At 63.2% G+C, this 25,166-nt stretch carries 21 protein-coding genes; 15 read left to right on the top strand and 6 right to left on the bottom strand.

All coding sequences use genetic code 11. The features are described from left to right. Window positions 1–78: 78 nt before the first annotated feature. Genes QTJ18_RS17155 through QTJ18_RS17140 form a run of 4 tightly spaced genes read left to right on the top strand, consistent with a single transcriptional unit; the run spans window position 79 to window position 5,159 of the window. Window positions 79–1,332 (top strand): sarcosine oxidase subunit beta family protein, encoded by a 1,254-nt coding sequence (locus QTJ18_RS17155; RefSeq protein ID WP_252752806.1) that lies wholly within the window; start codon window positions 79–81, stop codon window positions 1,330–1,332. 17 nt (window positions 1,333–1,349) lie between these two features. Next, a complete protein-coding gene (locus QTJ18_RS17150) occupies window positions 1,350–1,637 on the top strand; it encodes a sarcosine oxidase subunit delta (RefSeq protein ID WP_252752807.1) in 288 nt (95 codons plus the stop codon). Next, a complete protein-coding gene (locus tag QTJ18_RS17145; protein WP_252752808.1) occupies window positions 1,637–4,594 on the top strand; it encodes a sarcosine oxidase subunit alpha family protein in 2,958 nt (985 codons plus the stop codon). The genes QTJ18_RS17150 and QTJ18_RS17145 overlap by 1 nt, the downstream gene beginning before the upstream one ends. A 10-nt stretch (window positions 4,595–4,604) precedes the next feature. Beyond that, window positions 4,605–5,159 carry a sarcosine oxidase subunit gamma gene (locus QTJ18_RS17140; RefSeq protein ID WP_252752809.1) on the top strand — a complete coding sequence of 185 codons (555 nt, stop codon included), beginning with the start codon at window positions 4,605–4,607 and terminating at the stop codon, window positions 5,157–5,159. 5 nt (window positions 5,160–5,164) lie between these two features. Here the strand turns inward: QTJ18_RS17140 and greA are convergent, their stop codons facing one another. Continuing rightward, complete coding sequence (gene greA / locus QTJ18_RS17135; protein WP_252752810.1) at window positions 5,165–5,647, bottom strand: transcription elongation factor GreA; 483 nt, start codon at window positions 5,645–5,647, stop codon at window positions 5,165–5,167. 422 nt (window positions 5,648–6,069) lie between these two features. Here greA and QTJ18_RS17130 point away from each other — a divergent pair, with 422 nt between their 5' ends. The 7 genes from QTJ18_RS17130 to QTJ18_RS17100 all read left to right on the top strand — a co-directional run bounded on the left by QTJ18_RS17130 (window position 6,070) and on the right by QTJ18_RS17100 (window position 12,412). After that, window positions 6,070–6,972 (top strand): branched-chain amino acid ABC transporter permease, encoded by a 903-nt coding sequence (locus tag QTJ18_RS17130; RefSeq protein ID WP_252752811.1) that lies wholly within the window; start codon window positions 6,070–6,072, stop codon window positions 6,970–6,972. 49 nt (window positions 6,973–7,021) lie between these two features. Next, window positions 7,022–8,374 carry a high-affinity branched-chain amino acid ABC transporter permease LivM gene (gene livM / locus QTJ18_RS17125; RefSeq protein WP_489667206.1) on the top strand — a complete coding sequence of 451 codons (1,353 nt, stop codon included), beginning with the start codon at window positions 7,022–7,024 and terminating at the stop codon, window positions 8,372–8,374. Then, window positions 8,374–9,243: an ABC transporter ATP-binding protein gene (locus QTJ18_RS17120; RefSeq protein ID WP_252752813.1), complete on the top strand. Its 870-nt coding sequence runs from the start codon at window positions 8,374–8,376 to the stop codon at window positions 9,241–9,243. Before livM ends, QTJ18_RS17120 begins: the two co-directional genes overlap by 1 nt. Continuing rightward, complete coding sequence (locus QTJ18_RS17115) at window positions 9,243–9,989, top strand: ABC transporter ATP-binding protein (RefSeq protein WP_252752814.1); 747 nt, start codon at window positions 9,243–9,245, stop codon at window positions 9,987–9,989. The genes QTJ18_RS17120 and QTJ18_RS17115 overlap by 1 nt, the downstream gene beginning before the upstream one ends. 24 nt (window positions 9,990–10,013) lie before the next feature. Then, window positions 10,014–10,367 carry a DUF6867 family protein gene (locus tag QTJ18_RS17110; RefSeq protein WP_252752815.1) on the top strand — a complete coding sequence of 118 codons (354 nt, stop codon included), beginning with the start codon at window positions 10,014–10,016 and terminating at the stop codon, window positions 10,365–10,367. A 117-nt stretch (window positions 10,368–10,484) separates the two neighbouring features. Then, the gene (locus tag QTJ18_RS17105; protein ID WP_252752816.1) at window positions 10,485–11,600 is read left to right on the top strand and encodes a branched-chain amino acid ABC transporter substrate-binding protein; all 1,116 of its coding nucleotides are present in this window, start codon (window positions 10,485–10,487) and stop codon (window positions 11,598–11,600) included. A 209-nt stretch (window positions 11,601–11,809) separates the two neighbouring features. Then, entirely contained in the window at window positions 11,810–12,412 is a 603-nt protein-coding gene (locus QTJ18_RS17100) for a hypothetical protein (RefSeq protein ID WP_252752817.1), read from the top strand. Between the two features lie 56 nt (window positions 12,413–12,468). Here QTJ18_RS17100 and QTJ18_RS17095 read toward each other — a convergent pair whose 3' ends face one another. The 4 genes from QTJ18_RS17095 to QTJ18_RS17080 all read right to left on the bottom strand — a co-directional run bounded on the left by QTJ18_RS17095 (window position 12,469) and on the right by QTJ18_RS17080 (window position 18,341). Then, a complete protein-coding gene (locus tag QTJ18_RS17095; RefSeq protein WP_252752818.1) occupies window positions 12,469–13,020 on the bottom strand; it encodes an AAA family ATPase in 552 nt (183 codons plus the stop codon). Between the two features lie 97 nt (window positions 13,021–13,117). Continuing rightward, window positions 13,118–14,044, bottom strand: coding sequence for a response regulator transcription factor (locus QTJ18_RS17090; RefSeq protein WP_252752819.1), 927 nt, complete (start codon window positions 14,042–14,044; stop codon window positions 13,118–13,120). Next, window positions 14,037–17,438, bottom strand: a complete 3,402-nt coding sequence (locus QTJ18_RS17085) for a hybrid sensor histidine kinase/response regulator (RefSeq protein ID WP_252752820.1) — start codon at window positions 17,436–17,438, stop codon at window positions 14,037–14,039. The genes QTJ18_RS17090 and QTJ18_RS17085 overlap by 8 nt, the downstream gene beginning before the upstream one ends. A gap of 240 nt (window positions 17,439–17,678) precedes the next feature. Beyond that, window positions 17,679–18,341, bottom strand: a complete 663-nt coding sequence (locus QTJ18_RS17080; RefSeq protein WP_252752821.1) for a hypothetical protein — start codon at window positions 18,339–18,341, stop codon at window positions 17,679–17,681. A 217-nt stretch (window positions 18,342–18,558) separates the two neighbouring features. Here QTJ18_RS17080 and QTJ18_RS17075 point away from each other — a divergent pair, with 217 nt between their 5' ends. Beyond that, entirely contained in the window at window positions 18,559–18,963 is a 405-nt protein-coding gene (locus QTJ18_RS17075; RefSeq protein ID WP_252752822.1) for a response regulator, read from the top strand. A gap of 60 nt (window positions 18,964–19,023) precedes the next feature. Here QTJ18_RS17075 and QTJ18_RS17070 read toward each other — a convergent pair whose 3' ends face one another. Continuing rightward, complete coding sequence (locus tag QTJ18_RS17070; protein WP_252752823.1) at window positions 19,024–20,685, bottom strand: alpha-amylase family protein; 1,662 nt, start codon at window positions 20,683–20,685, stop codon at window positions 19,024–19,026. Window positions 20,686–20,931: 246 nt separating this feature from the next. Here QTJ18_RS17070 and urtA point away from each other — a divergent pair, with 246 nt between their 5' ends. The 3 genes from urtA to urtC all read left to right on the top strand — a co-directional run bounded on the left by urtA (window position 20,932) and on the right by urtC (window position 25,163). Then, window positions 20,932–22,221, top strand: coding sequence for an urea ABC transporter substrate-binding protein (urtA, locus tag QTJ18_RS17065; protein WP_252752824.1), 1,290 nt, complete (start codon window positions 20,932–20,934; stop codon window positions 22,219–22,221). 171 nt (window positions 22,222–22,392) lie between these two features. Continuing rightward, a complete protein-coding gene (gene urtB, locus QTJ18_RS17060; RefSeq protein WP_252752825.1) occupies window positions 22,393–23,997 on the top strand; it encodes an urea ABC transporter permease subunit UrtB in 1,605 nt (534 codons plus the stop codon). Continuing rightward, on the top strand, window positions 23,994–25,163 hold the full coding sequence (urtC, locus tag QTJ18_RS17055) for an urea ABC transporter permease subunit UrtC (RefSeq protein WP_252752826.1): 1,170 nt from the start codon (window positions 23,994–23,996) through the stop codon (window positions 25,161–25,163). The genes urtB and urtC overlap by 4 nt, the downstream gene beginning before the upstream one ends. Window positions 25,164–25,166: the final 3 nt, after the last annotated feature.

Raw genomic sequence — 25,166 nt, 5'->3', positions numbered from 1 at the left:
CTGCAGCTTGCGGCGCAATCGGACTTGTCCTTTATGCGGCATGTGCGAATGTGGGCCCGATTGTTCCAGGAAATTCGCATGCGGTATTCGGCCTTCGACATCATCAAGAACGCGCTCACCGGCAACCGGCACTGGAAGCCTGCCTGGCGGGAGCCGCAGCCGAAACCGCATTATGATGTGATCATTGTCGGCGGCGGCGGACACGGGCTTGCCACGGCCTATTATCTTGCAAGGGAATTCGGCGTGACGAATGTGGCGGTGATCGAGAAATCCTATCTCGGCTCCGGCAATGTCGGCCGCAACACCACCATCATCCGCTCCAATTACCTGCTGGACGGCAATGAACCCTTCTACGAATTCTCCATGAAGCTCTGGGAGGGTCTGGAACAGGACTTCAACTTCAATGCCATGGTCTCGCAGCGCGGCATGGTGAACCTGTTCCATTCCGACGGCCAGCGCGACAGCTATGCCCGGCGCGGCAATGGCATGCGCATGCATGGGGTGGATGCCGAATTGCTCGATCGCGACGCGGTGCGGCGGATGATGCCCTTCCTGAACTTCGACCATGCGCGGTTTCCCATTCTCGGCGGCCTTTACCAGAAGCGCGCCGGCACGGTGCGGCACGATGCCGTTGCCTGGGGCTATGCGCGCGGTGCCGACAGCCGTGGCGTCGACCTGATCCAGCATTGCGAGCTGACCGGGATCGTGCGCGATGCGGCGGGGCGGGTGACGGGGATCGAAACCTCGAAAGGGTTCATCGGCTGCGGCAAGCTGGCGCTCGCCACGGCAGGCCACAGTTCCATTACCGCCAAGATGGCCGGGCTTGACCTGCCGATCGAGACGCATGTGCTCCAGGCCTTCGTCTCGGAAGGCCTAAAGCCGGTCATTCCCCACGTCATCACCTATGGCGCCGGCCATTTCTATATTTCCCAGTCGGACAAAGGCGGCTTGGTCTTCGGAGCGGATATCGACTATTATTCCTCCTATGCCCAGCGCGGCAATCTGGCGATGGTGGAGCATACGGTCGAGGAGGGCGTCTCGCTGATCCCCGGCCTGTCGCGCGCCAGGGTCCTGCGGGCCTGGGGCGGGGTCATGGACATGTCGATGGATGGCTCGCCGATCATCGACCGGACGCCCATCGAAAACCTCTACCTGAATTGCGGCTGGTGCTATGGCGGCTTCAAGGCGACGCCAGCATCCGGCTTCTGCTTTGCCCATCTGATCGCCAGAGACGAGCCGCATTACACGGCGCGTCTGCTGCGCCTCGACCGTTTCCAGCGCGGCTTCGTGGTGGATGAAGGCGGCAAGGGGCCGCAGCCCAACCTGCACTGAAGAGACCGAAGACCATCATGGCCAGCCTGATTACCTGCCCCCATTGCGGGGTCCGCCCCAGGGAAGAATTCTCGATCCGCGGCGATGCGGTTCCGCAGCGGCCGGCGGCCAATGCCGCGGATGAGGCATGGCATGCCTATGTCTATCTGCGCGACAATCCAAAAGGGCTCATCCGCGAATTCTGGCACCATGGCGCGGGCTGCCGGCGCTTTCTGGTCGTCGAGCGCGACAATGAAAGCCATGCCGTCTTTCGCGTCGTCGATGCTGCCGAAGATGCGCGCAGTCGAAAGGGAGAGGCGGCATAATGGGATCGCACCGCCTGGCATCGGGTGGCCTCATTCATCGAGGCCAGGCCCTGTCCTTCACCTTTGACGGCAAGAGCCAAGCCGGCTTCTCGGGCGATACGCTGGCCTCGGCGCTGCTGGCCAATGGCCAGATGCTGATCGGCCGCTCGTTCAAATATCACCGGCCGCGCGGCCTCGTCACCGCCGGCTCGGCGGAGCCGAACGGTCTCGTCAGCATCGGCTCCGGCGCCCGCACGCAGGCCAATACGCGTGCGACCATGGCGGAGCTTCACGAGGGCCTCGTCGCCGAAAGCCAGAACCGCTGGCCCTCGCTTACGATCGACATCGGCGCGATCAACAGCCTGCTGTCGCCCTTCCTGGCGGCCGGCTTCTATTACAAGACCTTCATGTGGCCGGCGTCCTTCTGGGAGAAGGTCTACGAGCCGATCATTCGCCGCGCCGCCGGTCTTGGGCGGCTCGTGACGCAGGCCGATCCCGACCGTTACGAAAAGGCCTGGGCACATTGCGACCTGCTGGTGATCGGCGCCGGGCCGACAGGGCTGATGGCGGCGCTCTCGGCCGGGCGGGCCGGCGCCCGCGTCATTCTGGCCGATGAAGGCTTTCGCTTCGGCGGCTCGCTTCTGTCGGAAGGCGCAGCGATCGGCGGCTTGCCGGCGCCGCAGTTTTCCGATGCGGTGATCGCCGAACTGGCCAGCCTGCCGAATGTCACGCTGATGCGGCGGACCACGGTCTTCGGATGGTATGACGACATGGTGTTCGGTGCCGTCGAGCAGGTGCAGAAACACGTGGCGGAGCCGAACCCGGACCTGCCGGTGGAGCGCCTGTGGCGGATCGTGGCGCGGCGGGCCATTCTCGCCGCCGGAGCCGAGGAGCGGCCGCTGGTCTTCGGCGGCAATGACCGTCCCGGCGTGATGACGGCCGGCGCTGCCCGCAGCTATCTCAATCGCTTTGGCGTTGCGGTGGGGCGCAAGGTGGCGGTGTTCACCACTGGCGGCTCCGGCTACGAGCTTGCCCGCGATCTGCTGGCGGCCGGCGTTGAGGTGACGGCACTGATCGATCCGCGGCCTTCAAGCGCCGATCCGGTGCCCGAGGGGCTGAGGCTCATCCGCGGCGGCATGGTGACGTCGACGAAAGGGCATATGTCGTTGAAGGCCGTCGTGACGGAACGGTCCGGCTATGAGGAGGAGATTGCCTGCGATGCCCTGGCCATGTCCGGCGGCTGGTCGCCTATCGTGCATCTGATGTGCCAGCGCGGCGCAAGACCGGTCTGGTCGGAGGAACGGCAGGCGTTTCTCGCACCCGATGTCGGCGCCGCTTTCGTGCCGGCCGGCGGTGCGGCGGGTCTCCTTTCGCTCGCCGCCTGTCTGAAGGACGGGGCGGAGAGGGCGATCCGGCTTTGCCGCGATCTCGGCTTTGCCGCCCACGAGGCCGATCTGCCGGAGGTCGAGGGCAGTGTCGATCCCGCCTTTTCACCGCTCTGGTATGTGCCGGGCTCGAAAGGCAAGGCCTTCGTCGATTTCCAGAACGACGTGACGGTGGCCGATCTCGGCCTGTCGCAGCGGGAAGGCTATCGGCATGCGGAGATGAGCAAGCGCTATACGACGGCCGGCATGGCCACCGATCAGGGCAAGCTCGGCAATGTCAACACGATCGGCATCATGGCGGGCATGCGCGGCCTGTCGCCGGCACAGATCGGCACCACGACCTATCGTCCCTTCTACACGCCGGTCTCCTTCGGCGCCCTGGCGGGTACGGCCCGGGCCGAGCAGGCGCGGCCGGTGCGCCGCTCGCCCCTGCATGTCTGGGCTGCGAAGAACGGCGCGGCCTTTGTCGAGGCCGGCGCCTGGTACCGCTCCGCCTGGTTTGCCCGCGAGGGCGAAAAGACCTGGCGCGAAAGCGTCGATCGCGAGGTGCGCACGGTGCGGGAAAGCGCCGGTCTCTGCGATGTCTCAACGCTCGGCAAGATCGAAATCTTCGGCAGCGATGCGGCGGAGTTCCTCAACCGCATCTATTGCAACGGCTTCTTGAAATTGCCGGTCGGCAAGGCGCGCTACGGGGTGATGCTGCGCGAGGACGGCATCGTCTTCGACGACGGCACGACCAGCCGGCTGGGTCAGGATCACTATCTGATGACGACCACGACCGGCCATGCCGAAGAGGTGATGACGCATCTGGAATTCGCCGCCCAGGCGCTCTGGCCGGAGCTCCATGTCTGCTGCAGGTCGACGACGGAGCAATGGGCCCAGATGTCGATCGCGGGTCCCAAGGCGCGCATCATCCTGCAGCGGCTGGTGGAGGCCGATCTGTCCAATGCCGCCTTTCCGGTGCTTTCCGCGCGTGCGGTGACATTGAAAGGCGGGCTTGGCGCGCGCCTGTTCCGCATCTCCTTTTCCGGCGAACTGGCCTATGAACTGGCGGTGCCGGCCGGCTTTGGCGAGGCGGTGGCGGATGCCGTGATGCAGGCCGGCTACGAGGAGGGGATCTGCGCCTATGGTGTCGAGGCGCTCAACGTGCTGCGCATCGAGAAGGGCCATGTGACGCACAGCGAATTCGACGGTCGCACGACGGCCGACGATGTCGGGCTTGGCCGGATGATGGCCATGCAGAAGCCGGACTTCATCGGCAAGCGTCTCTCCACCCGATTCGGACTGACGGCCGCAGACCGGCTGCAGATGGTGGGCCTGATGCCGATCGAGGCGGATGGCGAGATGAAAGCCGGCGCACATCTCCTGAAGGAACATGCCAAGCCCTCGATGACCAACGACCAGGGCTTCGTTTCCTCCGCCTGCTATTCGCCGACGCTGAACCGGTTCATCGCGCTCGCCATGCTGAAATCCGGACGCGAGCGCTATGGCGAGAAGATCCTCGTCTGGGATCCCTTGCGCGGCAGCGAGGTCCTGGCGGAAGTCTGCCCGCCGGTCTTCGTCGATCCCGACAATCTGAAGCTTCAGGCGTGAGGGCCCTTCGATGACCCTATCATCCTTCGCAAACCGGCACGTCTTGGAAGATCACATCACCGGCTTCGAGACGCGGCCGAACGCCAATCATCTGAGCGTCCTGCGCGGTGCGGCGATCGTCTCGGTCCTCGCCCATCCCAGCGATGCGCAGCGTGTTTTTGAGGCGCTCGACCGGACGGGCGAACCATCTATCCGCAATTGCGGCCCGGCGGAATGGCTGATCGTGTCGCAGTCGGTCGCGCCGGAAATCCTGCTGCGGCAGCTGCGCGAGGTCACGGGCGCCTTTGCCCTCGACCAGAGTGACGGCTGCGTGCTGATGCAGATGGCCGGGCCGAATATGCGCCAGATCCTGGCAAAATGCGTCGGCATCGACCTGCACCGGGACGTCTTCGCGCTCGGTGCTTCGGCCAATATGGCGATCGCCCAGGTCTCCGGCAATCTTGCCCGCACCGGCGAGGATGTCTTCGAGATCATCGTGCCGCGTTCCTATGCCGGCTTCGTCTTCGAGGAAATCCGGGAAATGGGCCGCGAATTTGCGCTGACCGCGGCCTTTGCCGAACCCTGAGCGGTTCAGGAGATCGACAGGATCTCCAGTTCGTGGCCGGCGACCGCGACGATGTCGCCGACCGTCTTGCCCATCAAGGCGCGGGCCACCGGCGCCACATAGGCGATGCGGCCTGCCTTCGGATCGGCCTCGTCCTCGCCGACAATGCGATAGGTCTCGATGCGGCCGTCCTCCCGTTCGAACCGCACCGTGGCTCCGAAGACGACGCTCTGCTGCTGATCCGGATCGGGCCGCAGATCGGCCGTGCGCAGACGCTCCACCAGATAGCGGATATCGCGGGCCGGACCGGCCTGCTGGCGTCGGCGCTCGTTGACGTCCTCCTCCGCCATGGCCTGTTCGAAGGCGGCCCGGGCGCGCGCCAGATCCTGTTCCAATGCCGCAAGCCCGGCGGCGGTGACGAGATTGGCATGCGGTGAAACCGGGCGGTCCGGCAGAATGGTCTCGGCCGCCGTCTCGGCACTTTCTTCCTTGGTAAATGCGACGCTCAAGGATGAGGCTCCCTGTCTGTTGGTTGCCCGAAGGGTACACCCGGCCGCAGCGCAGGGGAAGGCGCCGGCGAGCGGGAGGGAAAAGGGGAGGCGACGGCGCGGCAGGCAGGCGGCTGGGCGGCGCGCGGTTCCACAAAGGATTTTCGGCATCAGTCCATTTGCACTGCGATTTCATGGTTTTGGCAAAATCCTGAAAGTCCTGCGCCGGATTTTTGGTCATTTCATGCTGCTTTTCCAGCTTTTCTGGTCGGTTTCTCGGCCGTTTTCATACCGGCTGGGGGTAATTGGCCGCAGGGCAGAATTCTGACTTTCCTTTTTTTGCGAAAGCAGTATGAAATTTATAAAAGCGAAGAACCCGTAAGGGCCAAACATACAAGAGGCGCGACCGCTCTACCTGCGAATTGTGCCCGGGGGAAAATTGAATGGAGTATTTCATCCAGCAGCTCCTGAACGGGCTGACTCTTGGATCCATCTATGGCTTGATCGCAATCGGCTATACGATGGTCTACGGCATTATCGGCATGATCAATTTCGCCCATGGCGACATTTTCATGCTGGGTGGCTTTGCAGCCCTGATCGCCTTTCTTGTCCTGACCTCCTTTGTCGCCGGCGTGCCGGTTGCGCTGGCGCTTCTGATCATGATGGTGGTTGCCATGCTGGTCACAAGCCTGTGGAACTGGACGATCGAGCGGGTTGCCTACCGGCCGCTGCGCGGTTCCTTCAGGCTTGCGCCGCTGATCACAGCCATCGGCATGTCGATCGTCCTGTCGAACTTCATCCAGGTCACGCAGGGCCCGCGCAACAAGCCGATCCCGCCGCTGATCAACGATGTCTATCATTTCGGCGCCGTCACCGTGTCACTGAAGCAGATGGTGATCGTCGTCGTGACGGCCGTGCTGCTGAGCATCTTCTGGTACATCGTCAACAAGACGCCGCTTGGCCGGGCGCAGCGCGCCACCGAGCAGGACCGCAAGATGGCGGCGCTGCTCGGCGTCGATGTCGACCGGACGATTTCCATCACCTTCATCATGGGTGCCGCTCTCGCCGCGGTCGCCGGCACGATGTACCTGATGTATTACGGCGTCGCCTCCTTTGCCGACGGCTTCATCCCCGGCGTCAAGGCCTTCACGGCGGCGGTTCTCGGCGGCATCGGCTCGCTGCCGGGTGCGGTCCTCGGCGGTCTTCTGATCGGCCTCATCGAGTCGCTCTGGTCGGCCTATTTCTCCATCGCCTACAAGGATGTGGCAACTTTTGCCATTCTTGCCTTCGTCTTGATCTTCAAGCCGACCGGCATTCTCGGGCGTCCCGAAGTGGAGAAGGTGTAACTCCATGTCCAATTCGAATATTTCTAGAAACGATGCGGCTGAGGGCGTGATGGCCCGGGCCGTGAAAGAGGGACTGCTTGCCGGCGTCCTGGCATTCGGCATGTTCCTCCTCTATGTCGGCATCGAGACCTATCAGAACATCGACAATGCCCTCGTCTGGCGCACCCGCTGGGGTCTCCTGGCCGTTTTCGTCGTCGTCGCCGCGGTCGGCCGCTTCGCGGTGGTGGGCTTCATCAAGCCGAAGCTCGACCGGCGCAAGCTGGCCAAGGCGAAGGCCGGCATTCCCGAAGTTTCCGAGGACAAGGGCTTCTTTCATCGGAATTTCCTGAAGATCGCCATGCTGGCCCTGGTGCTCTATCCGCCGATCGTCGTCTCGCTCTACGGCGTCCAGGGCTCGCTGAAATTCGTCGACAATTTCGGCATCCAGATCCTCATCTATGTCATGCTCGCCTGGGGCCTCAATGTCGTGGTCGGCCTGGCCGGCCTGCTGGACCTCGGCTACGTCGCCTTCTATGCCGTGGGTGCCTATTCCTACGCGCTCCTGTCGGATACGTTCGGCCTGTCCTTCTGGCTGCTTCTGCCGCTGGCGGGCATATTGGCAGCCTTCTGGGGGATTATTCTCGGCTTCCCGGTTCTGCGGCTGCGCGGCGACTACCTGGCCATCGTGACGCTGGCCTTCGGCGAAATCATCCGTCTGGTCTTGATGAACTGGTCGGAAGTGACCGGCGGAACGGCCGGCATTTCCGGCATTGCCAAGGCCTCCATCTTCGGCATCTGGTCCTTCGATGTCGGCGCCTCCAACAATTTCGCCAAGGCCTTCAGCCTGCCGATGTCCTCGGCCTATTACAAGATCTTCCTCTTCTACGTCATTCTGGCGCTCTGCCTGATCACCGCCTATGTCACGATCAAGCTGCGCCGGATGCCGATCGGACGCGCCTGGGAGGCGCTGCGCGAGGATGAGATCGCCTGCCGCTCGCTCGGCATCGATACGGTCAAGACCAAGCTGACGGCCTTTGCCATCGGCGCGATGTTCGGCGGCTTTGCCGGGTCCTTCTTCGCCGCACGCCAGGGCTTCGTCTCGCCGGAAAGCTTCGTCTTCCTGGAATCGGCCGTCATCCTGGCCATTGTCGTGCTGGGCGGCATGGGTTCGCTGACCGGCATCGCCATTGCCGCGGTGGTGATGGTGGGCGGCACGGAACTTCTGCGTGAGATGGAATTCCTGAAGCATATCTTCGGCGAGGATTTCACGCCCGAGCTCTACCGCATGCTGCTCTTCGGCATGGCCATGGTTGCCGTCATGCTGTTCAAGCCGCGCGGCTTCGTCGGCTCGCGCGAACCGACAGCCTTCCTCAAGGAGCGCAAGGCCGTCTCCGGAAGCTTTACCAAGGAGGGTCACGGCTGATGACCTCCGGAAACACCACGATGACACGCGATACCATTTTGAAGGTCGAGCATCTGTCGATGCGCTTTGGCGGGCTGATGGCGATCAACGATCTGTCGCTGGAGGCCAAGCGCGGTCATATCACCGCCCTGATCGGTCCCAATGGCGCCGGCAAGACGACCGTCTTCAACTGCATCACCGGCTTCTACAAGCCGACCATGGGCATGATCACGCTCAACCAGAAGAACGGCGAGCAGATCCTGCTCGAGCGGCTCTCGGATTTCGAGATCACCAAGAAGGCGAAGGTCGCCCGCACCTTCCAGAACATCCGGCTGTTTTCCGGCCTGACGGTTCTCGAAAACCTCCTGGTTGCGCAGCACAACAAGCTGATGAAGGCGTCCGGCTATACGGTGATGGGCCTGCTGGGGCTCGGCTCCTACAAGCGCGAGGCCGATGCCGCCATCGAGCTTGCCCGGCAATGGCTGGTGAAGGCGGATCTGATGGATCGCGCCGACGACCCGGCGGGCGATCTGCCCTATGGGGCGCAGCGGCGCCTGGAAATTGCGCGCGCCATGTGCACCGAACCGGAGCTTCTGTGCCTGGACGAGCCGGCGGCCGGCCTCAATCCGCGGGAATCGCTTGCCCTCAACACGATGCTGAACAGCATTCGCGACGAGACCGGCACATCCATCCTGTTGATCGAGCATGACATGTCGGTGGTGATGGAGATCTCCGATCACGTCATCGTCCTCGAATACGGGCAGAAGATCTCCGACGGCACGCCCGATCACGTCAAGAATGATCCCAAGGTCATCGCCGCTTATCTGGGCGTCGACGACGACGAGCTGGAAGTAGTCATGCATGAGGAACTCGACGGGGGATCGCACTGATGGCCGTCACCGCTAATCCCACCGCCGAAGCCCTTCTGACGGTCAGCGGCGTCGAAACCTATTACGGCAGCATCCGCGCATTGGCGGGCGTCGACGTGCATGTCAACAAGGGCGAGATCGTCAGCCTCATCGGCGCCAATGGCGCCGGCAAGTCGACGCTGATGATGACGATCTGCGGCAGCCCGCAGGCTCGCCACGGCACCGTCGTCTTCGACGGGACCGACATCACCAAGATGCCGACGCATCTCATTGCCCGCCGCCGCATCGCCCAATCGCCCGAGGGGCGGCGGATCTTCCCGCGCATGTCCGTCTATGAAAACCTCCAGATGGGCGCCGGCCTCGACAATCTGAAATATTTCAACGAGGACGTCGAAAAGATCTTCACGCTGTTTCCGCGGCTGAAGGAGCGCCAGAGCCAGCGCGGCGGCACGCTTTCGGGCGGCGAGCAGCAGATGCTGTCGATCGGCCGGGCGCTGATGGCGCGGCCGAAGCTGCTTCTGCTGGACGAGCCTTCGCTCGGCCTCGCACCTTTGATCGTCAAGCAGATCTTCGAAGCCATCAAGGTTCTGAACGAGACCGAGGGGCTGACCGTGTTTCTGGTGGAGCAGAACGCCTTTGCGGCGCTGAAGCTGTCGCACCGCGCCTATGTCATGGTCAACGGCAAGGTGACGATGAGCGGTTCGGGGCGCGAGCTTCTCGCCAATCCCGAAGTGCGGGCCGCCTACCTCGAAGGCGGACGGCATTGAGCGCGGCATCAGGGAGAGTGTGACATGCAGGGACTTTTCTTCGAAACCGATACCGGCGCGCGCTACGTGCTGCGCTTCCTCGTGCTGCTTCTGGGCCTGTGGACGGCCTGGCGCACCGGCCGCGCCGTGGCCGAGAGCTGGAAGGACCTGCCGCTCCTGGCCGCCTATGTGCTCTTGCTCGGCGTCCTGATGCGCTTCCTCCATTACGCCCTGTTCCAGGGCCCCTTCCTGGCGCCTGGCTATTACCTGCTGGATGTCGTGCTTCTCGCCGTCCTCGCCTATGCCGGCTTCCGGCAGCGCCGGACGCGGCAGATGGTCGATAACTACTATTGGCTCTACGAGAGAACAGGCACGTTTTCCTGGAAGAAGAGGAATTGACAGTCTGAGATTTTCGGCCTCAGACTGCGCATAGAACAAGAAGAGTTACCGGCGCAGGGGTGGTGGGTCTTGCGCTCGGTTCCATACCGACCCGCTCAAAAAACTGGGAGTAACATTATGAAGAAGTCTCTTCTCTCAGCAGTCGCGCTGACCGCCGTCATGGCCTTCAGCGGTACTGCCTGGGCCGATATCCTCGTCGGCGTTGCCGGTCCGCTCACCGGCCCCAACGCGGCCTTCGGCGCACAGCTCCAGAAGGGGGCTGAACAGGCTGCTGCCGATATCAATGCGGCCGGCGGCATCAATGGCGAACAGATCAAGATCGTGCTCGGCGACGACGTGTCGGATCCGAAGCAGGGCGTGTCCGTCGCCAACAAGTTCGTGGCGGACGGCGTGAAATTCGTGGTCGGCCACTTCAACTCGTCGGTCTCGATCCCGGCTTCCGACGTCTATGCGGAAAACGGCATCGTCCAGATCACGCCGGCTTCGACCAACCCGACCTATACCGAGCGCGGCCTGTGGAACACCTTCCGCACCTGCGGCCGTGACGACCAGCAGGGTGCGGTTGCCGGCCAGTATATTTCGGAAAAGTTCAAGGGCATTCCGGTTGCCGTCATCCATGACAAGACCACCTACGGTCAGGGTCTTGCAGACGAAACCAAGAAGGCCATGAACAAGCTCGGCGTCAAGGAAGTCATCTACGAAGGCATCACCGTCGGCGACAAGGACTTCTCGGCTCTCATCTCCAAGATGAAGAATGCCGGCGTCGGCGTCGTCTATTTCGGCGGCCTGCATACCGAAGCCGGTCTCCTGATGCGCCAGATGGCCGACCAGGGCGTGAAGGCACCTCTGATGTCCGGCGACGGCATCACCTCCAACGAACTGGCATCGATTGCCGGCGACGCCGTCAACGGCACGCTGATGACCTTCCCGCCGGATCCGCGCACCAACCCGTCCGCCAAGGACCTGGTCGAGAAGTTCCGCAAGAACGGCTTCGAGCCGGAAGCCTATACGCTCTACTCCTATGCCGCGATGCAGATCTTCGCTGACGCCGCCAAGGCTGCCGGCAGCAATGATCCGCAGGCCGTGGCCGAAGCCATGAAGGCCAAGGGTCCGTTCAAGACCGCGATCGGCGATATCGGCTTCGATGCCAAGGGCGACATCACCCGTCCGGACTACGTCATGTACGAGTGGAAGAAGGGTACCGACGGCAAGTACAGCTACTTCCAGATGTAAGATCCGTTCGGATCTCGATCACCGCATGCAAGGGAGCCCGGTTCGCGCCGGGCTCTTTTTTTCGAGCATGGTTATGGCCTTCGCAAGGATTCCAAACCCGCCTTTTGCGACAGGATCGGCCGTTGCAAAGCCCCGTGAATTCAGCCCATACTCCTGCAGTTTCGCATCGGGAAAGGCCCGCGGGGGCGGGTTCATTGAGGGGCTGCGCCATGTCGATCAGAGTGCCTGTCTTCCTGATTCTTCTCTTGTCCGGGCTGGCCGGCCTGGCCGGGCTGGCCGGTTGCTCCCAGGTGGCGCAAAAGGCGGAGGCCGCGGCCAACCGCTCCTTCACCAGCTATGCATTGGGTAGACCCTATGCGGAGGTTGCCAGCATCGGCACCTCGCCGCTGGAGCGGCTTTCCGGCAGCGACCGCGCCACATTCGGCCCCTTGCTCGGCGCCACGCGGCTGGCCAATGGCATGACCATCTATCGCCACATGGCACCCTCCGCCCGCACCGAGACCGGCACGGATTTCGCCGGGCTGGTCGGCACGTCCTCGGTCAGGAGCAATAATCGGCTGTCCTATTTCCTGGTCGGGCCGGATGGAATCGTGCGTGACTGGGCAACCGGTTCGGTTCCCGGAGATGCCAGCAGTTGCATCACCTATATCGGCGGCATCATTGAACGCTGCTCGGACCTGATGCAGTACGAGGCCTCGCTGACGCTCTACGATGCACGGGTGCAGACGAAGGACGGACGGCCGATCTCAGCCTGGGGCGAGCCGTTGCCTACGGCCGGCCAGGCCATCGCCGCCGGGATGCCGCGCCGTTAGAGCATCGTGCGAAAACGTGGGAGCGGGTTATCGCCCGACGCCATAGGCGCCCGACGCTAAAGACGTCCGGCGCTAGAGATTGAGCCGAGCTGCGCCAGCAGCCAGTCGGCGCGCTCCGCCACACCGGCTTTCGGAAGGAATGCCAGCCTGTAGCCAAGCCGCGGATAGAGATCGACAAGCCGATCATATTCCAGGAGCGCATCGGCAAGATCATGCCGGCGCTCCTCGTCGGCGGCGTAGATCTGCGGCCAGGGGGGCGTCAGAAAAACGGTACTATGCGAAGGGTATTGCCGGCAGATATCAAGGGCCGAATCATCGCCCGTCGCGTGCTGCAGGGCGGCGGCGGCGTCGATAATGCCGCGGTCGAAGAAGGTCCAGTCACCGTCCGGCGGGAGGCCCTTTCGGTCGGCGATGGAAAGCGCAAGCGCACGCCGTGCGAAGGCGGCGAGGTCTGTCCAAGGCAGCGCCGTGCCGCCCGCCGCCTGCTCCTGCGCCACGATGCGCCGTCCCGGTTCGGCAACGGTTCGAAAGCCGCGGCGCTGCAATTCCGAGAGAAGGGTGGATTTTCCGCCGCCGGAGCAGCCGGAGAGAATGACAAAGCGATTCATGATCTGTCTTTCGATGGTGCGTGGTCGCGGTCCGCCGGGCCGGAGCGGATCGGTGCAAAGGGGGATGGCCGTGGCTTCCCCTTGTCGCGTTCTGCGACTATGCCTCGTGCAGCACGGCGGCGGCCTTCACCGCAGCGGAGGCGCGATTCTCCACGCCGAGCTTCACATAGATCTGCTCCAGGTGCTTGTTGACCGTGCGCGAGGAGAGTCCCAGAATATCGCCGATATCCTTGTTCGATTTGCCTTTGGCAATCCACAGCAGGACTTCGGATTCCCGCGCCGTCAGGGAAAAATGTTCTCGCAGCGCCGCATCGCCGGCCCGGGCACCGGCGGCCGTGACGCGGAAAAGATATTCATCGGCGCCGATGGCTCCGAGATAGGAAAATTGCAGCGCCGCCTGCACCCCGTCCCGGGTGAAGGCGAAGGCTGCGTCGCGGGAAAAGTTCGGCCGGTCGCGCTCGGCCATCCAGGCGGCGATCTGCCGCGAGACCTGGTCCAGCGCATCCTCGGCGCCGACGGCAGAGTGGATCAGCCGGGTCGCCTGCGGTGTCGACCATTGCAGGGCGCCGCTGCCTCTGACGGCCAGAAGATGGCGGCCGGCGGCGTCCAGCGCCACGCGGGCGCTCTGGGTCGAGCGGGCATTGGACAGATGCACGCGGATGCGGGCGCGCAATTCGTCGATATTGATGGGCTTGGTCAGGTAGTCCACGCCGCCCGACTCCAGCGCATGCACCACGTGCGCGGTCTCGGTCAGCCCGGTCATGAAGATCACCGGAACCTGGGAGACGGCGGGATTGGCCTTCAGCCTGCGGCAGGTCTCGAAGCCATCCATGGCCGGCATGACGGCATCCAGCAGGATGAGATCGGGGGTGATGCGGTCGATGATGTTGAGCGCCGACTGGCCGGAGGTTGCGATCAGCACGGAAAGGCCGGAGGCCTCCAGTGTTTCGGTCAGGAAGCCGAGCGCTTCGGGACTGTCGTCCACCAGAAGCACGATGTCGCGGGGCTTTGCCAGGTCAGACATCGTCAGCCGTCCTCTTCTTGTCCGCGAATCCTTCGAGGAATGTCCTATAGCCTGTCATGTCGAAAGCTTGAACATAGCGCCCCGCCGCTTCGACGAAAGCAGCATTTCGCGGCTCGCGCGCCAGCTCCGCCAGCTTGGCCTCGATGCCGCGGATATAGCCGATCTCGCACAGGTCGATCAGATCCTGAACATGGCGGGCGCCGGGAGTGGCAAGGGCAGGCCCTGCCGAGGCCGGCGCAGACGATACGGGCGGCTGCCGCTCCCCTTCGTGAATCCAGGAAAGGCCGAGATGAACGGCCAGCTTGTCAGAAAGCTGGCGGATGTCGACCGGCTTCGACAGCATGTCGGTGTGTCCGTCGCCGGCCCCCGCCGCGGAGGCGCCATCGCCGATATTGGCCGACAGCATCAGGATGGGCGCCGTCTGCCCGCTTGCGCGCAGCCTTTCCACCAATTGCCAGCCGCTCATGCCGGGCATGCGGATATCGACGAGGAAGAGGTCCGGCTTCACGCCCTCGATCAGGGTCAGGCAGTCGGGTCCGTCCTTTGCCGTCAGCACGACGAAATCCATCGGGGTCAAAACCTCGCGCATCAGGTCGCGATGGTCTTCATTGTCGTCGACCACGACAAGGGTGCGCCGGACGCCGGTATAGGCGACGATGCGCCTTTGCGCTGCCGGCAGGGTGCTGGTGCGGTCGATGGCCGACAGCAGCAGCCGCACCTTGAAGACCGAACCCTCGTCCTTCCGGCTTGAGACGGAGATTTCGCCGCCCATCGTATTGGTGAGTAGTCTGGTAATGGTCAGGCCCAGGCCAAGGCCCGGCATGGGACGCACGTGATCTGCATCGCCGCGTTGGAACGGTTCGAAAATCCGGCCGAGATCCTTTTCCGCAATGCCGCGGCCGGTATCTTCGATGGTGAAGGTGGCGACCTGGCTGCGATAGGTGAGGGCGAAGCGGACATGCCCGGCCTCGGTGAACTTGATGGCATTCGACAGGAGATTGACCAGGATCTGCCGCAGCCGCTTCTCGTCGCTGCGCACGTAATGTGGCAGGTTCTTGGCCCGCTCGTGGATGAAGTCGAGCCCCTTGGCCTGGGCCTGCGGGCGGACCATGTCGATGATCTGGTCCAGGAAATCATGGATGTTGATCTCGTTGGAATAGACCTGCAGCTTGCCGGCCTCGATCTTGGAAATGTCGAGCAAGCCGTCGATCAGGCCGGACAGGTGGTCGGCCGAGCGGCGGATCACTTTGATGGCCGATTGGCGCGGCGGCGGAATGGTCTCGTCGCGCTCCAGGATCTGCGCATAGCCGAGAACCGCATTCAGGGGCGTGCGCAGCTCATGGCTCAATCCCACGACATAGCGGCTCTTGGCGCGATTGGCGGCTTCGGCAACCTCCTTCGCCTTCTGCAAGGCGGTGTCGGTTTTCTTGTGGGCGGCGATTTCCTTCAGGAGCAGCGTGTTCTGGCGCGAGGATTCCTCTTCCGCCACGACGCGGCTGTCATGCGCCAGCACATAGAACCAGGAGACGATGCCGGCAATGATGGCGAAGACGAAGAAGACGATGAGGATGGTGCGATCGATAACCGCCGCATTGGCGGGCGCCGCCTGACCGACATGATAGGCGATCAGCGCCAGGATCGCGCCGATCACCGAGACCGATAGGAGGGCCGTCAGCGCATAGCGCCCGAGCCGCGTCATCAGCCGGTCGATGATGCGGTCGGACAGGAAGCTGCGCGCCACGCTGCCGATCTGCGCCGTCATCTGCGCCTGCGGCTTGCACATGTCATGGCAGCGGCTGTCGAGCGAGCAGCAGAGCGAACAGATCGGGGCCGCATAGGCCGGACACCAGGCCATGTCTTCCGGCTCGAAAGGATGCTCGCAGATCGAGCAGGTGATCGACGTCTGGTTCTTCCAGGCGGCCCGCGGCTTGCGGGCAAGATAATAGCGGCCCCGCGTGGCGGAGGCGATCAGCGGCGACAGCAGGAAGGCCGAAAGGGTCAGATACGTGGCGAGCGAGGCCGCCAGAGGCCCGAAGATGCCGACATGGGCCATCAGCGAAATCCCGGCCGAGCCCGCCATGGCGCCGAGCCCGACAGGGTTCAGATCGTAAAGATGGGCCCGCTTGAACTCGATGCCGGGCGGCGAGAGGCCGAGGGGCTTGTTGATGAAGAGATCGGCGGAGATCGTCGCCAGCCAGGACATGGCGATGATGGAAAAGATGCTGAGCGTCGCCTCCAGCAGGCGATAGATGCCGAGTTCCATCAAGAGAAGCGCGATGGCCACATTGAAGATCAGCCAGACGACGCGGCCCGGATGGCTGTGGGTGAGGCGGGAAAAGAAATTCGACCAGGCGAGCGACCCCGCATAGGCGTTCATGACGTTGATCTTCAGCTGCGAGACGACGACGAAGGCCGCCATCAACAGCAGCGCCGCCGTCTGGTTGGGAATCATGTAGCCGAAGGCGGTGAGATACATATGTGCAGGATCGGCCGCCTCGCGCGCCGGAAGACCCGTCGAGAGCACGAGGACGGCAAGGAAGGAGCCGGCCAGAAGCTTCGGCACGCCCACCACCACCCAGCCCGGCCCCGCCAGGAAGACGGCAAGGCGGTGACGCCATTTCCGCTGCCCCTCCGGCGGCAGGAAGCGCAGGAAATCCACCTGTTCGCCGATCTGCGGCATCAGCGCCAGGATGACGGCGGAGGCGGCGCCGAATTCGACGATGTCGAACGGGGCCGCCTGGCCGGCATGGGCATTGGAATGGTTGATGCCGGCAAAGCTGCGCCAGAGCTCGAACTTGTCGAAATCGACGAAGGCGATGAAGAGGAAGGGCAGGACGTTGAGCACGATCCAGAAGGGCTGGGTGATCAGCTGGAAGCGCGAGATCAGCTGCACGCCGTAGATCACCAGCGGAATGACGACAACCGCGCTGATCATGTAGCCGAGCCAGGGCGGTATGCCGAGGGCCAGTTCCAGCGCCGCCGTCATGATCGAGGCCTCGATGGCAAACAGCATGAAGGTGAAGCTGGCATAGATCAGCGAGGTGATCGTCGAGCCGATATAGCCGAAGCTGGCGCCACGGGTCAGGAGATCGATGTCCACGCCATGGCGAATGGCATAGCGGCTGATCGGCAGGCCGACGACGAGCATGACCAGCGCCGCGGTGATGATGGCGAAGAAGGCATTTGTGGTGCCGTAGGAGAGGGTGATCGTGCCGCCGATCGCCTCGAGCGCCAAAAAGGAAATCGCGCCGATCGCGGTCTGCGATATGCGGCTGGAGGAAAAGCGCCGGGCGCTTTTGGCGGTGAAGCGCAGGGCGTAATCTTCCAGCGTCTGATTGGCGACCCAACGATTATAATCACGCCGGACGGGAATGATGCGTTGCCGCGCTGCCATGCGCTCTGCTGCCCTTTTGTGCAAGCTGGTTGTCTGGAGCGGAGTTCGACCGGATCGGGTCCTTGTCGCGGCACTCAATATTCGTTGAATTCCGCTGCCGGCACTTTCGAGGGTTCGGCAAGAATTTGCAAGGGCCAGGCTCGCCATTCCGGTAGAGGACCGCATCTGGTGCCGGAACGTCGAGATCGTCTTTCCTGCAGCAGCCTGTCCTAGCGCAACGGCTTGTCGCAGCAGCCTGGCCTAGCGCAGCAGACCGTCACTGCCGAAATCGTCCCAGCCGCGCAGCCCGGCCTCGTCCTCCGGAGCCTCGGCCGGATCGGCGCTTACTCCCGCATTTCTGGATTTGCCTGTCCGGGTGCGGGCCTTGCGCGTCTGCTTCAGCATGCGGGTCATCCGCCGAAGCTCGGCATCGCGCTCCTTCTTCAGCACTTTCGCCTCCGCATCCTCCACCCGCCATTCGTCGACAGCCCCCCGGTCCAGCAGATCCTCGACCACCTTCGGATCGAAGACATGGAAGGTGATCCGCCTTGCGCGCCCGTTCAGGCGCACAGTGCGCGTGCCTGCGCTCGGCAGGCGGCCATCGGCAAGCCAGCGATGGCGTTCGCTGGTCTTGATCCCCAGAATGTCCTGGATCTCGCGCGGGATGACCGGCAGCGCCTCGGCCTCGTCCAGCACTTTCGAAACGACCGCGACAGCCGCCTGGAACGCCGCCTTCTCGCTCTGCGGCAGGACCAGGGTCAGGTCATTGCCCGCCAGCGTCAGCGATTTCTTGATGGTGGCCGGAAGGCGGGCCTGTATTTCCTGAAGAATGCCCTTGGCGCGCACGGCGGAGCCCAGCGTGGCCGCGACTGACAAGGTCCAGCTCCTGATCAGCTCCACGTCGTTTTTCTGCATCTTTGCCATTCAGGCCTAGATGGGAAAGCCATTCGCTTCCGTCAACGGAAAAACGCCGCAAGGGCCAAAGTCCGGGGCTTTGGCCGCCTGCCCGGCGGCGCGCGAAAGAGCTTGGCCGGATCTTTCGCATTTTATTAAACATGTTTGCAGATACTGGTTCCCGAGGGGCGATCCAAGCGGGGGCGTGAGAGTTCATCTTTCAGGCCACGAAGCGGAGAGACTGCCAATGTATATGCGTACGGTTCTCATCGTCGAAGACGAACTTCTTATTCGCTGGATGCTCGCGGAGGCGCTGGCAGACCTCGGATACAAGGTGCTGGAGGCCGGCACCGTTCTGGAAGCGGTGGGCGTCTTGAGCCGCCACCGCGTCGACGCCGTCATTACCGATATCGACATGCCGGGCGCCTTGAACGGGCTCGATCTCGCCCGGCTGGTCTCGCGCACCTATCGCAAGGCGGCGCTGATCATCGCGTCCGGCGGGCATAGGCTCGGTGAGGACGATCTGCCCGCAAACGCCCGTTTCGTCGCGAAGCCCTATGCAGCGGAGGCGCTTGCCAATCTGCTGTCCTCCATGCTCGACGCGCGTCCCGGCGCAGCGGCCCCCTGTTCGAGCCACCGCCTGGCCGGCTGACCTCTGGCCGGCTGGATTCCGGCCGGGAAGCGGCCCCGGTCTGTCGGCCCGTGCAGCGCCTCAGATGTCGGTGCGGCGCAGAATATAGTCCAGCCCGCCGACCCGGTACCACCGGTAGCCATAGGGTTCGAGCAGGATGAGGTGGCGCCCCTTCTCGTCGGCAAAGCTGTGGCCGCCATCGGCCAGATCGATGAGCCGCCCGCCGGTTTCGCCGGTGCCCGGCTCCAGTTCGATCTTGCGGGCGGAATCGCTGAGATTGTGCAGAAGCAGCACCGAGTTGTTGCGCCAATCATAGCGAAGGGCGATCACGCCCTTTTCACCCGTATCGATCACGCTGAACGCGCCCCAGCCGATTTCCGGCGCTTCGCGGCGCATGCGGATCATCCGCTCCGTCCAGTTCAACAGCGAATCCGGATCGCGCCGCTGGCTGGCGACATTGACATGCGAAAAGCCGAATGGCCCCTCCGAAATGACCGGCAGAACCGTCTTTTCGCTCAAGCTGAAGCCACCCTGCGGCTCATCCGACCATTGCATGGGCGTGCGGGCGCAATTGCGCTCGGGCAGCGACAGGTCGTCGCCCATGCCGATCTCGTCGCCATAGCGCAGAACAGGCGTACCCGGCATGGACAGCATCAGGCTATAGGCGAGTTCGAGCCGGCGGCGGTCGCCGCCGAGCATGGGCGCAAGCCGCCGGCGGATGCCGCGGTCATACAATTGCATGTCCTTGTCCGGGCCGAAGCGGTCGAAGACCAGCTGCCGCTGCGCCTGTGTCAGCCGGCCGAGATCGAGCTCGTCGTGATTGCGCAGGAAGGATGCCCATTGCGCCGTCTCCGGCCGCTCGCGGGTTTCATTGAGCGCCTTGGCAAGCGGGCGGGCATCGCCGCTGGCCAGCGCATAGAACATCGACTGGTTGACCTGGAAGTTGAACATCATGTGCATGCGGTCGCCATCCTCGCCGAAATAGCGAAGGTTCTGCTTGGGCGGCACATTCGCCTCCGCCAGGATGATCGCATCGCCCTTGCGCCACTGCAGGAAGGCGCGGAACCAGCGCAGAAGCTCGTATTGCTGCTGCGGCTTCTGCTCGTCGGCGCCCTTGTCGGCAATGACGAAGGGCACGGCATCCATGCGGAAGCCTGACACGCCGAGCTGGATCCAGAAGCCCATGATCTTCAGGATCTCGGCGCGAACCTCCGGATTCTCGGTGTTGAGATCGGGCTGGAACTTGTAGAACCGATGGAAATAATACGCCTTCGCCTTCTCGTCATAGGTCCAGGTGCTTTCCTGCACGCCGGGAAAGATCAGGCCCTCATCGGCATTCTTCGGCTTTCTATCGGACCAGACATACCAGTCGCGATAGGGCGATTGCGGATCGCTGCGGGCCGACTGGAACCAGGGGTGCTGGTCGGAGGTATGGTTGACGACGATATCGATGAGGACGCGGATGCCGCGCTGTTCGGCAGCATGGGTGAATTCGACGAAATCGCCAAGCGTCCCGTAACGCGGGTCGATATCGTAGTAATTGGAAACGTCATAGCCGTCATCCTTACCCGGAGAGGCCTGGAAGGGCATCAGCCAGATGGCGTCGACGCCCATGCCGGCAAGATAATCGAGCCGCCGCATGAGACCGGGAAAGTCGCCGACCCCGTCGCCGTTGGAATCCTGGAAGGTTTCCACCGACAGGCAGTAGATGACGGCATTCTTGTACCAGAGATCGTTGATCATGACGCTTCCTTCTCGTCCCGGGCACAGCGTGCCGGGCGGCCTGTTTAGAGCGGGCAACTCCTACGCGCCTGAAGCGGTTCCGAACCGCCTTTCGACCGGCGGCCGGCAATGCTTCCCCTTTCGCCCCCTCGCATACGTCATTTTACGTATGCCGTTGCGCCTTGCCGGGACCCATAGTCGCTGCAGCAACGGTTCCTGGCTCGCCTGAAGCCCCGTTGCAAAGGAACAAGAAGAGGGGTTCGATCCATGCGTTTCAAGACGAAGCTGGGCGGTGCCGTAATGGCCGCCATCCTGTCCACGACTGCCTTTCACGGCGCCTTTGCCGCCGATGACACGATCAAGATCGGCGTTCTGCACTCGCTCTCCGGTACCATGGCGATTTCGGAAACGACGCTGAAGGATGCCATGCTGATGCTCGTCGAAGAGCAGAACAAGAAGGGCGGTGTGCTCGGCAAGAAGATCGAGGCCGTGGTCGTCGATCCCGCATCCGACTGGCCGCTGTTTGCCGAGAAGGCGCGCCAGCTGATCAGCCAGGACAAGGTCGCGGCCGTCTTCGGCTGCTGGACCTCTTCCTCGCGCAAATCCGTCCTACCGGTCTTCGAAGAGCTGAATTCCATCCTCTTCTACCCGGTCCAGTATGAAGGCGAAGAATCCTCGCGCAATATCTTCTACACCGGTGCCGCGCCGAACCAGCAGGCCATCCCGGCTGTCGACTATCTGATGGATACCGAAAGCGTCGAGCGCTGGGTTCTCGCCGGCACCGACTATGTCTATCCGCAGACCACCAACAAGATCCTGAAGGCCTACCTGATGTCCAAGGGCGTCAAGGAAGAGGACATCATGATCAACTACACGCCGTTCGGTCATTCCGACTGGCAGACGATCGTCTCTGACATCAAGAAGTTCGGCTCGGCCGGCAAGAAGACGGCCGTGGTCTCGACGATCAACGGCGATGCCAATGTTCCCTTCTACAAGGAACTCGCCAACCAGGGCATCAAGGCCGAAGACATTCCGGTCGTCGCCTTCTCGGTGGGCGAAGAGGAACTGGCCGGTCTCGACACCGGGCCGCTGGTCGGCCATCTGGCCGCCTGGAACTATTTCCAGTCCGTCGATGCGCCTGCCAATGCCGAATTCATCAAGACCTGGCACGCCTTCACCAAGAACGACAAGCGCGTGACGAACGACCCGATGGAAGCGGCCTATATCGGCTTCAACGCCTGGGTGAAAGCGGTCGAGGCAGCCGGCACCACGGAGACCGACAAGGTGCTCGATTCGATCATCGGCGTTTCCGTTCCCAACCTGTCGGGCGGCACATCCACGGTCATGCCGAACCACCACATCACCAAGCCGGTCCTGATCGGCGAGATCCAGGCCGATGGCCAGTTCGAAGTGGTGCAGGAAACGCCTGCCGTGGTCGGCGACGAATGGTCGGATTACCTGCCGGATTCCAAGGATCTGATCTCAGATTGGCGCAAGCCCATGGCGTGCGGCAACTTCAATGTCGCCACCGGCAAGTGCGGCGGCAAGGGCAGCTGATCTTCCCCTTCTCCCCATCGGGAGAAGGTGGTCCGAAGGACTGGATGAGGGGGAGGCGTAGCCTCACGGCTCCCCCTCATCGCCTCGCATCCGCTCGGCACTTCTCCCCCTGGGGAGAAGAGGGAGCGCGCCGCAATCGCCGATTTCCTGGGGCGACGGGGGACTGCAACAATGATAGCGCGACTTTTCACACTCGCTTTTTTCCTTCTTTCCATTGCCACAGCCTCGCTTGCGCAGTCCGATCCGAAGGGCTTGATCGACCAGCTCGGCAAGGCCGATTTCAAACAGGCGGAAGAGCTGATCGGCCAGCTGGCTGCGAGCGGCGATCCGCGCATCGTGCCGGCACTGGAGGCCTTCGCGGAAGGCGAGCTCTATCTGCGCAAGTCCGACAGTGCCGTCTTCATCACCAGGCCGGCTGGCGCCAATGTCGCGCTGATCGATCCGGTGACCGGCGCGGCTGTCGGCGAAGTGCCGAAGGCGCAGCTGACGAAGCTGAAGATCAACAATAATCTGCGCCGCGTCATCCGCTCCGCGCTCGGCGGATTGACGCTGCTGAGCCCCGACAGAGCGGTGCGCTTGGCCGCTGCCGATGCGGTGCGCAAATCGCCCAGCGCGGAAAATCTCGACCTCGTCGAGGCGGCGCTTGCCAAGGAGACCGATGCCGGGGTGAAGGCGCGGATGGAGGAGGCGAGGGCGGCCTCGGTTCTCGTCGCCGATCGGTCGCTCGACGAAAAGCGCGCGGCAATCCAGACGATCGCAAGCCTTGGCGGCCGCGACGCGATCAGCATCCTTCTCTCGTCGTCCGCCTCGCTCGATCCGGCGCTGAAAGCCGATGTCGATGCCGCGATCGCCCGCATCAATACCACGCTCGCCTTCTGGGATATGGGCCAGAATGTCTGGTACGGGATTTCGCTGGGTTCCGTGCTGCTGCTGGCGGCCATCGGTCTTGCCATCACCTTCGGCGTGATGGGCATCATCAACATGGCGCATGGCGAGATGGTCATGCTCGGCGCCTATTCCACCTTCGCGGTTCAGGAGGTCATCCGGGCCTCGGCGCCGGCGCTGTTCGACTGGTCGCTCGCCATCGCGCTGCCCGTGGCCTTTCTCGTCACGGCGGCGGTCGGGCTGGTGATCGAGCGCGGCGTCATCCGCTTCCTCTACGGCCGGCCGCTGGAGACTTTGCTGGCCACCTGGGGCATATCGCTGATCCTGCAGCAATCGGTCCGCACGATTTTCGGCCCGACCAATCAGGAAGTCGGCAATCCCTCCTGGATGTCCGGCGCCTTTGCGCTCGGCGGCCTGCAGATCACCTGGAACCGGCTGTGGATCGTCGCCTTCTCGCTCACGATTTTCATCGGCCTTCTGATGCTGATGAAGCGGTCGGCCTTCGGCCTGCAGATGCGCGCCGTCACGCAGAACCGCCGCATGGCCTCCTCGATGGGCATTCGCACGCCCTGGGTCGACGCCTTCACCTTCGCGCTCGGTTCCGGCATTGCCGGCATTGCCGGCGTGGCCCTCTCGCAGATCGACAATGTCTCGCCCAATCTCGGCCAGTCCTACATCATCGACAGTTTCATGGTGGTGGTCTTCGGAGGCGTCGGCAATCTCTGGGGCACGCTGGTCGGCGCGCTGTCGCTCGGCGTTCTCAACAAATTCCTCGAGCCGTCGGTCGGTGCCGTCCTGGGCAAGATTCTCGTGCTCGTTCTGATCATCCTCTTCATCCAGAAGAGACCGCGCGGCCTGTTCGCGCTGAAGGGAAGGGCGGTGGAAGCATGATCACCAGTTTCATCATGAGGGCGCTGGAGGGCCGCATCCTGTGGGCGGTCGGCATCCTGCTCGCCGTCGCCATCCTGGTGCCGGCCAGCAATCTGCTCCTGCCTTCGGATCACGCGCTGCATGTTCCGACCTATGCCGTCTCGCTGATGGGCAAATATCTCTGCTATGCGCTCCTGGCCTTGGCGCTGGATCTGGTCTGGGGCTATTGCGGCATTCTCTCGCTCGGCCATGGCGCCTTCTTCGCGCTTGGCGGCTATGCCATGGGCATGTATCTGATGCGCCAGATCGGCTCGCGCGGCGTCTACGGCAATCCGGTCCTGCCGGATTTCATGGTCTTCCTGAACTGGAAGGAACTGCCCTGGTTCTGGCACGGCTTTGACATGTTCTGGTTCGCCGCGGCCATGGTGCTGATCGTGCCGGGCCTGCTGGCCTTCGTCTTCGGCTGGTTCGCCTTTCGCTCCCGCGTCAACGGCGTCTATCTGTCGGTCATCACCCAGGCCATGACCTATGCTCTGATGCTTGCCTTCTTCCGCAACGATATGGGCTTTGGCGGCAATAACGGGCTGACCGACTACAAGGACATTCTGGGTTTTTCGGTGCAGGCGGACGGCACGCGCGCCGTGCTCTTTGCACTCTCGGCCGGCTGCCTGTCGCTGTGCCTGATCCTCGCATCGGCCATCACGCGCTCCAAGTTCGGCAAGGTGCTGGTCGGCGTGCGCGATGCCGAAAGCCGCGTCCGCTTTCTCGGCTTCCGCGTGGAAAACATCAAGCTCTTCACCTTCGTGGTCTCGGCCATGATGGCGGGCGTCGCGGGCGCGCTCTTCGTGCCGCAGGTCGGCATCATCAATCCCGGCGAATTCGCCCCGGCCAATTCCATCGAAGTCGTCGTCTGGACGGCCGTTGGCGGGCGCGGCACGCTGATCGGCCCGATCCTCGGTGCCATTCTCGTCAATGGCGGCAAGAGCTTCTTCACCGGTGCCTTTCCCGATCTCTGGCTCTTTGCCCTCGGCGCGCTCTTCATCGGCGTCACTCTGTTCCTTCCCAAGGGCATAGTCGGAACGGTGCAATCCTCCTTCTCCGCCCGAAGGGCGATGAAGGCCGCGGCAAAGGCCGAGGCCGGTCAGAACGATGACCGTGCCGCCACGCAGATCCAGGCAGCGGAGTAAGAG

Origin of the sequence: Rhizobium sp. SSA_523, assembly GCF_030435705.1 — a bacterium.
In the GTDB taxonomy this organism is placed as follows: domain Bacteria; phylum Pseudomonadota; class Alphaproteobacteria; order Rhizobiales; family Rhizobiaceae; genus Neorhizobium.
Note: the sequence above shows the minus strand (reverse complement) of the source record. Positions and strands in the feature narration are given on the sequence as shown.

Coding starts and splice junctions, on each gene's coding strand:
- QTJ18_RS17115 (WP_252752814.1), top strand. CDS start 9,243: ATGGCCGTCACCGCTAATCCCACCGCCGAAGCCCTTCTGACGGTCAGC.
- QTJ18_RS17120 (WP_252752813.1), top strand. CDS start 8,374: ATGACCTCCGGAAACACCACGATGACACGCGATACCATTTTGAAGGTC.
- livM (WP_489667206.1), top strand. CDS start 7,022: ATGGCCCGGGCCGTGAAAGAGGGACTGCTTGCCGGCGTCCTGGCATTC.
- QTJ18_RS17130 (WP_252752811.1), top strand. CDS start 6,070: ATGGAGTATTTCATCCAGCAGCTCCTGAACGGGCTGACTCTTGGATCC.
- QTJ18_RS17155 (WP_252752806.1), top strand. CDS start 79: ATGCGGTATTCGGCCTTCGACATCATCAAGAACGCGCTCACCGGCAAC.
- QTJ18_RS17100 (WP_252752817.1), top strand. CDS start 11,810: ATGTCGATCAGAGTGCCTGTCTTCCTGATTCTTCTCTTGTCCGGGCTG.
- urtA (WP_252752824.1), top strand. CDS start 20,932: ATGCGTTTCAAGACGAAGCTGGGCGGTGCCGTAATGGCCGCCATCCTG.
- QTJ18_RS17110 (WP_252752815.1), top strand. CDS start 10,014: ATGCAGGGACTTTTCTTCGAAACCGATACCGGCGCGCGCTACGTGCTG.
- QTJ18_RS17070 (WP_252752823.1), bottom strand. CDS start 20,685: ATGATCAACGATCTCTGGTACAAGAATGCCGTCATCTACTGCCTGTCG.
- urtB (WP_252752825.1), top strand. CDS start 22,393: ATGATAGCGCGACTTTTCACACTCGCTTTTTTCCTTCTTTCCATTGCC.
- QTJ18_RS17085 (WP_252752820.1), bottom strand. CDS start 17,438: ATGGCAGCGCGGCAACGCATCATTCCCGTCCGGCGTGATTATAATCGT.
- QTJ18_RS17080 (WP_252752821.1), bottom strand. CDS start 18,341: ATGGCAAAGATGCAGAAAAACGACGTGGAGCTGATCAGGAGCTGGACC.
- QTJ18_RS17150 (WP_252752807.1), top strand. CDS start 1,350: ATGGCCAGCCTGATTACCTGCCCCCATTGCGGGGTCCGCCCCAGGGAA.
- QTJ18_RS17075 (WP_252752822.1), top strand. CDS start 18,559: ATGTATATGCGTACGGTTCTCATCGTCGAAGACGAACTTCTTATTCGC.
- QTJ18_RS17145 (WP_252752808.1), top strand. CDS start 1,637: ATGGGATCGCACCGCCTGGCATCGGGTGGCCTCATTCATCGAGGCCAG.
- urtC (WP_252752826.1), top strand. CDS start 23,994: ATGATCACCAGTTTCATCATGAGGGCGCTGGAGGGCCGCATCCTGTGG.
- QTJ18_RS17095 (WP_252752818.1), bottom strand. CDS start 13,020: ATGAATCGCTTTGTCATTCTCTCCGGCTGCTCCGGCGGCGGAAAATCC.
- QTJ18_RS17140 (WP_252752809.1), top strand. CDS start 4,605: ATGACCCTATCATCCTTCGCAAACCGGCACGTCTTGGAAGATCACATC.
- QTJ18_RS17090 (WP_252752819.1), bottom strand. CDS start 14,044: ATGTCTGACCTGGCAAAGCCCCGCGACATCGTGCTTCTGGTGGACGAC.
- QTJ18_RS17105 (WP_252752816.1), top strand. CDS start 10,485: ATGAAGAAGTCTCTTCTCTCAGCAGTCGCGCTGACCGCCGTCATGGCC.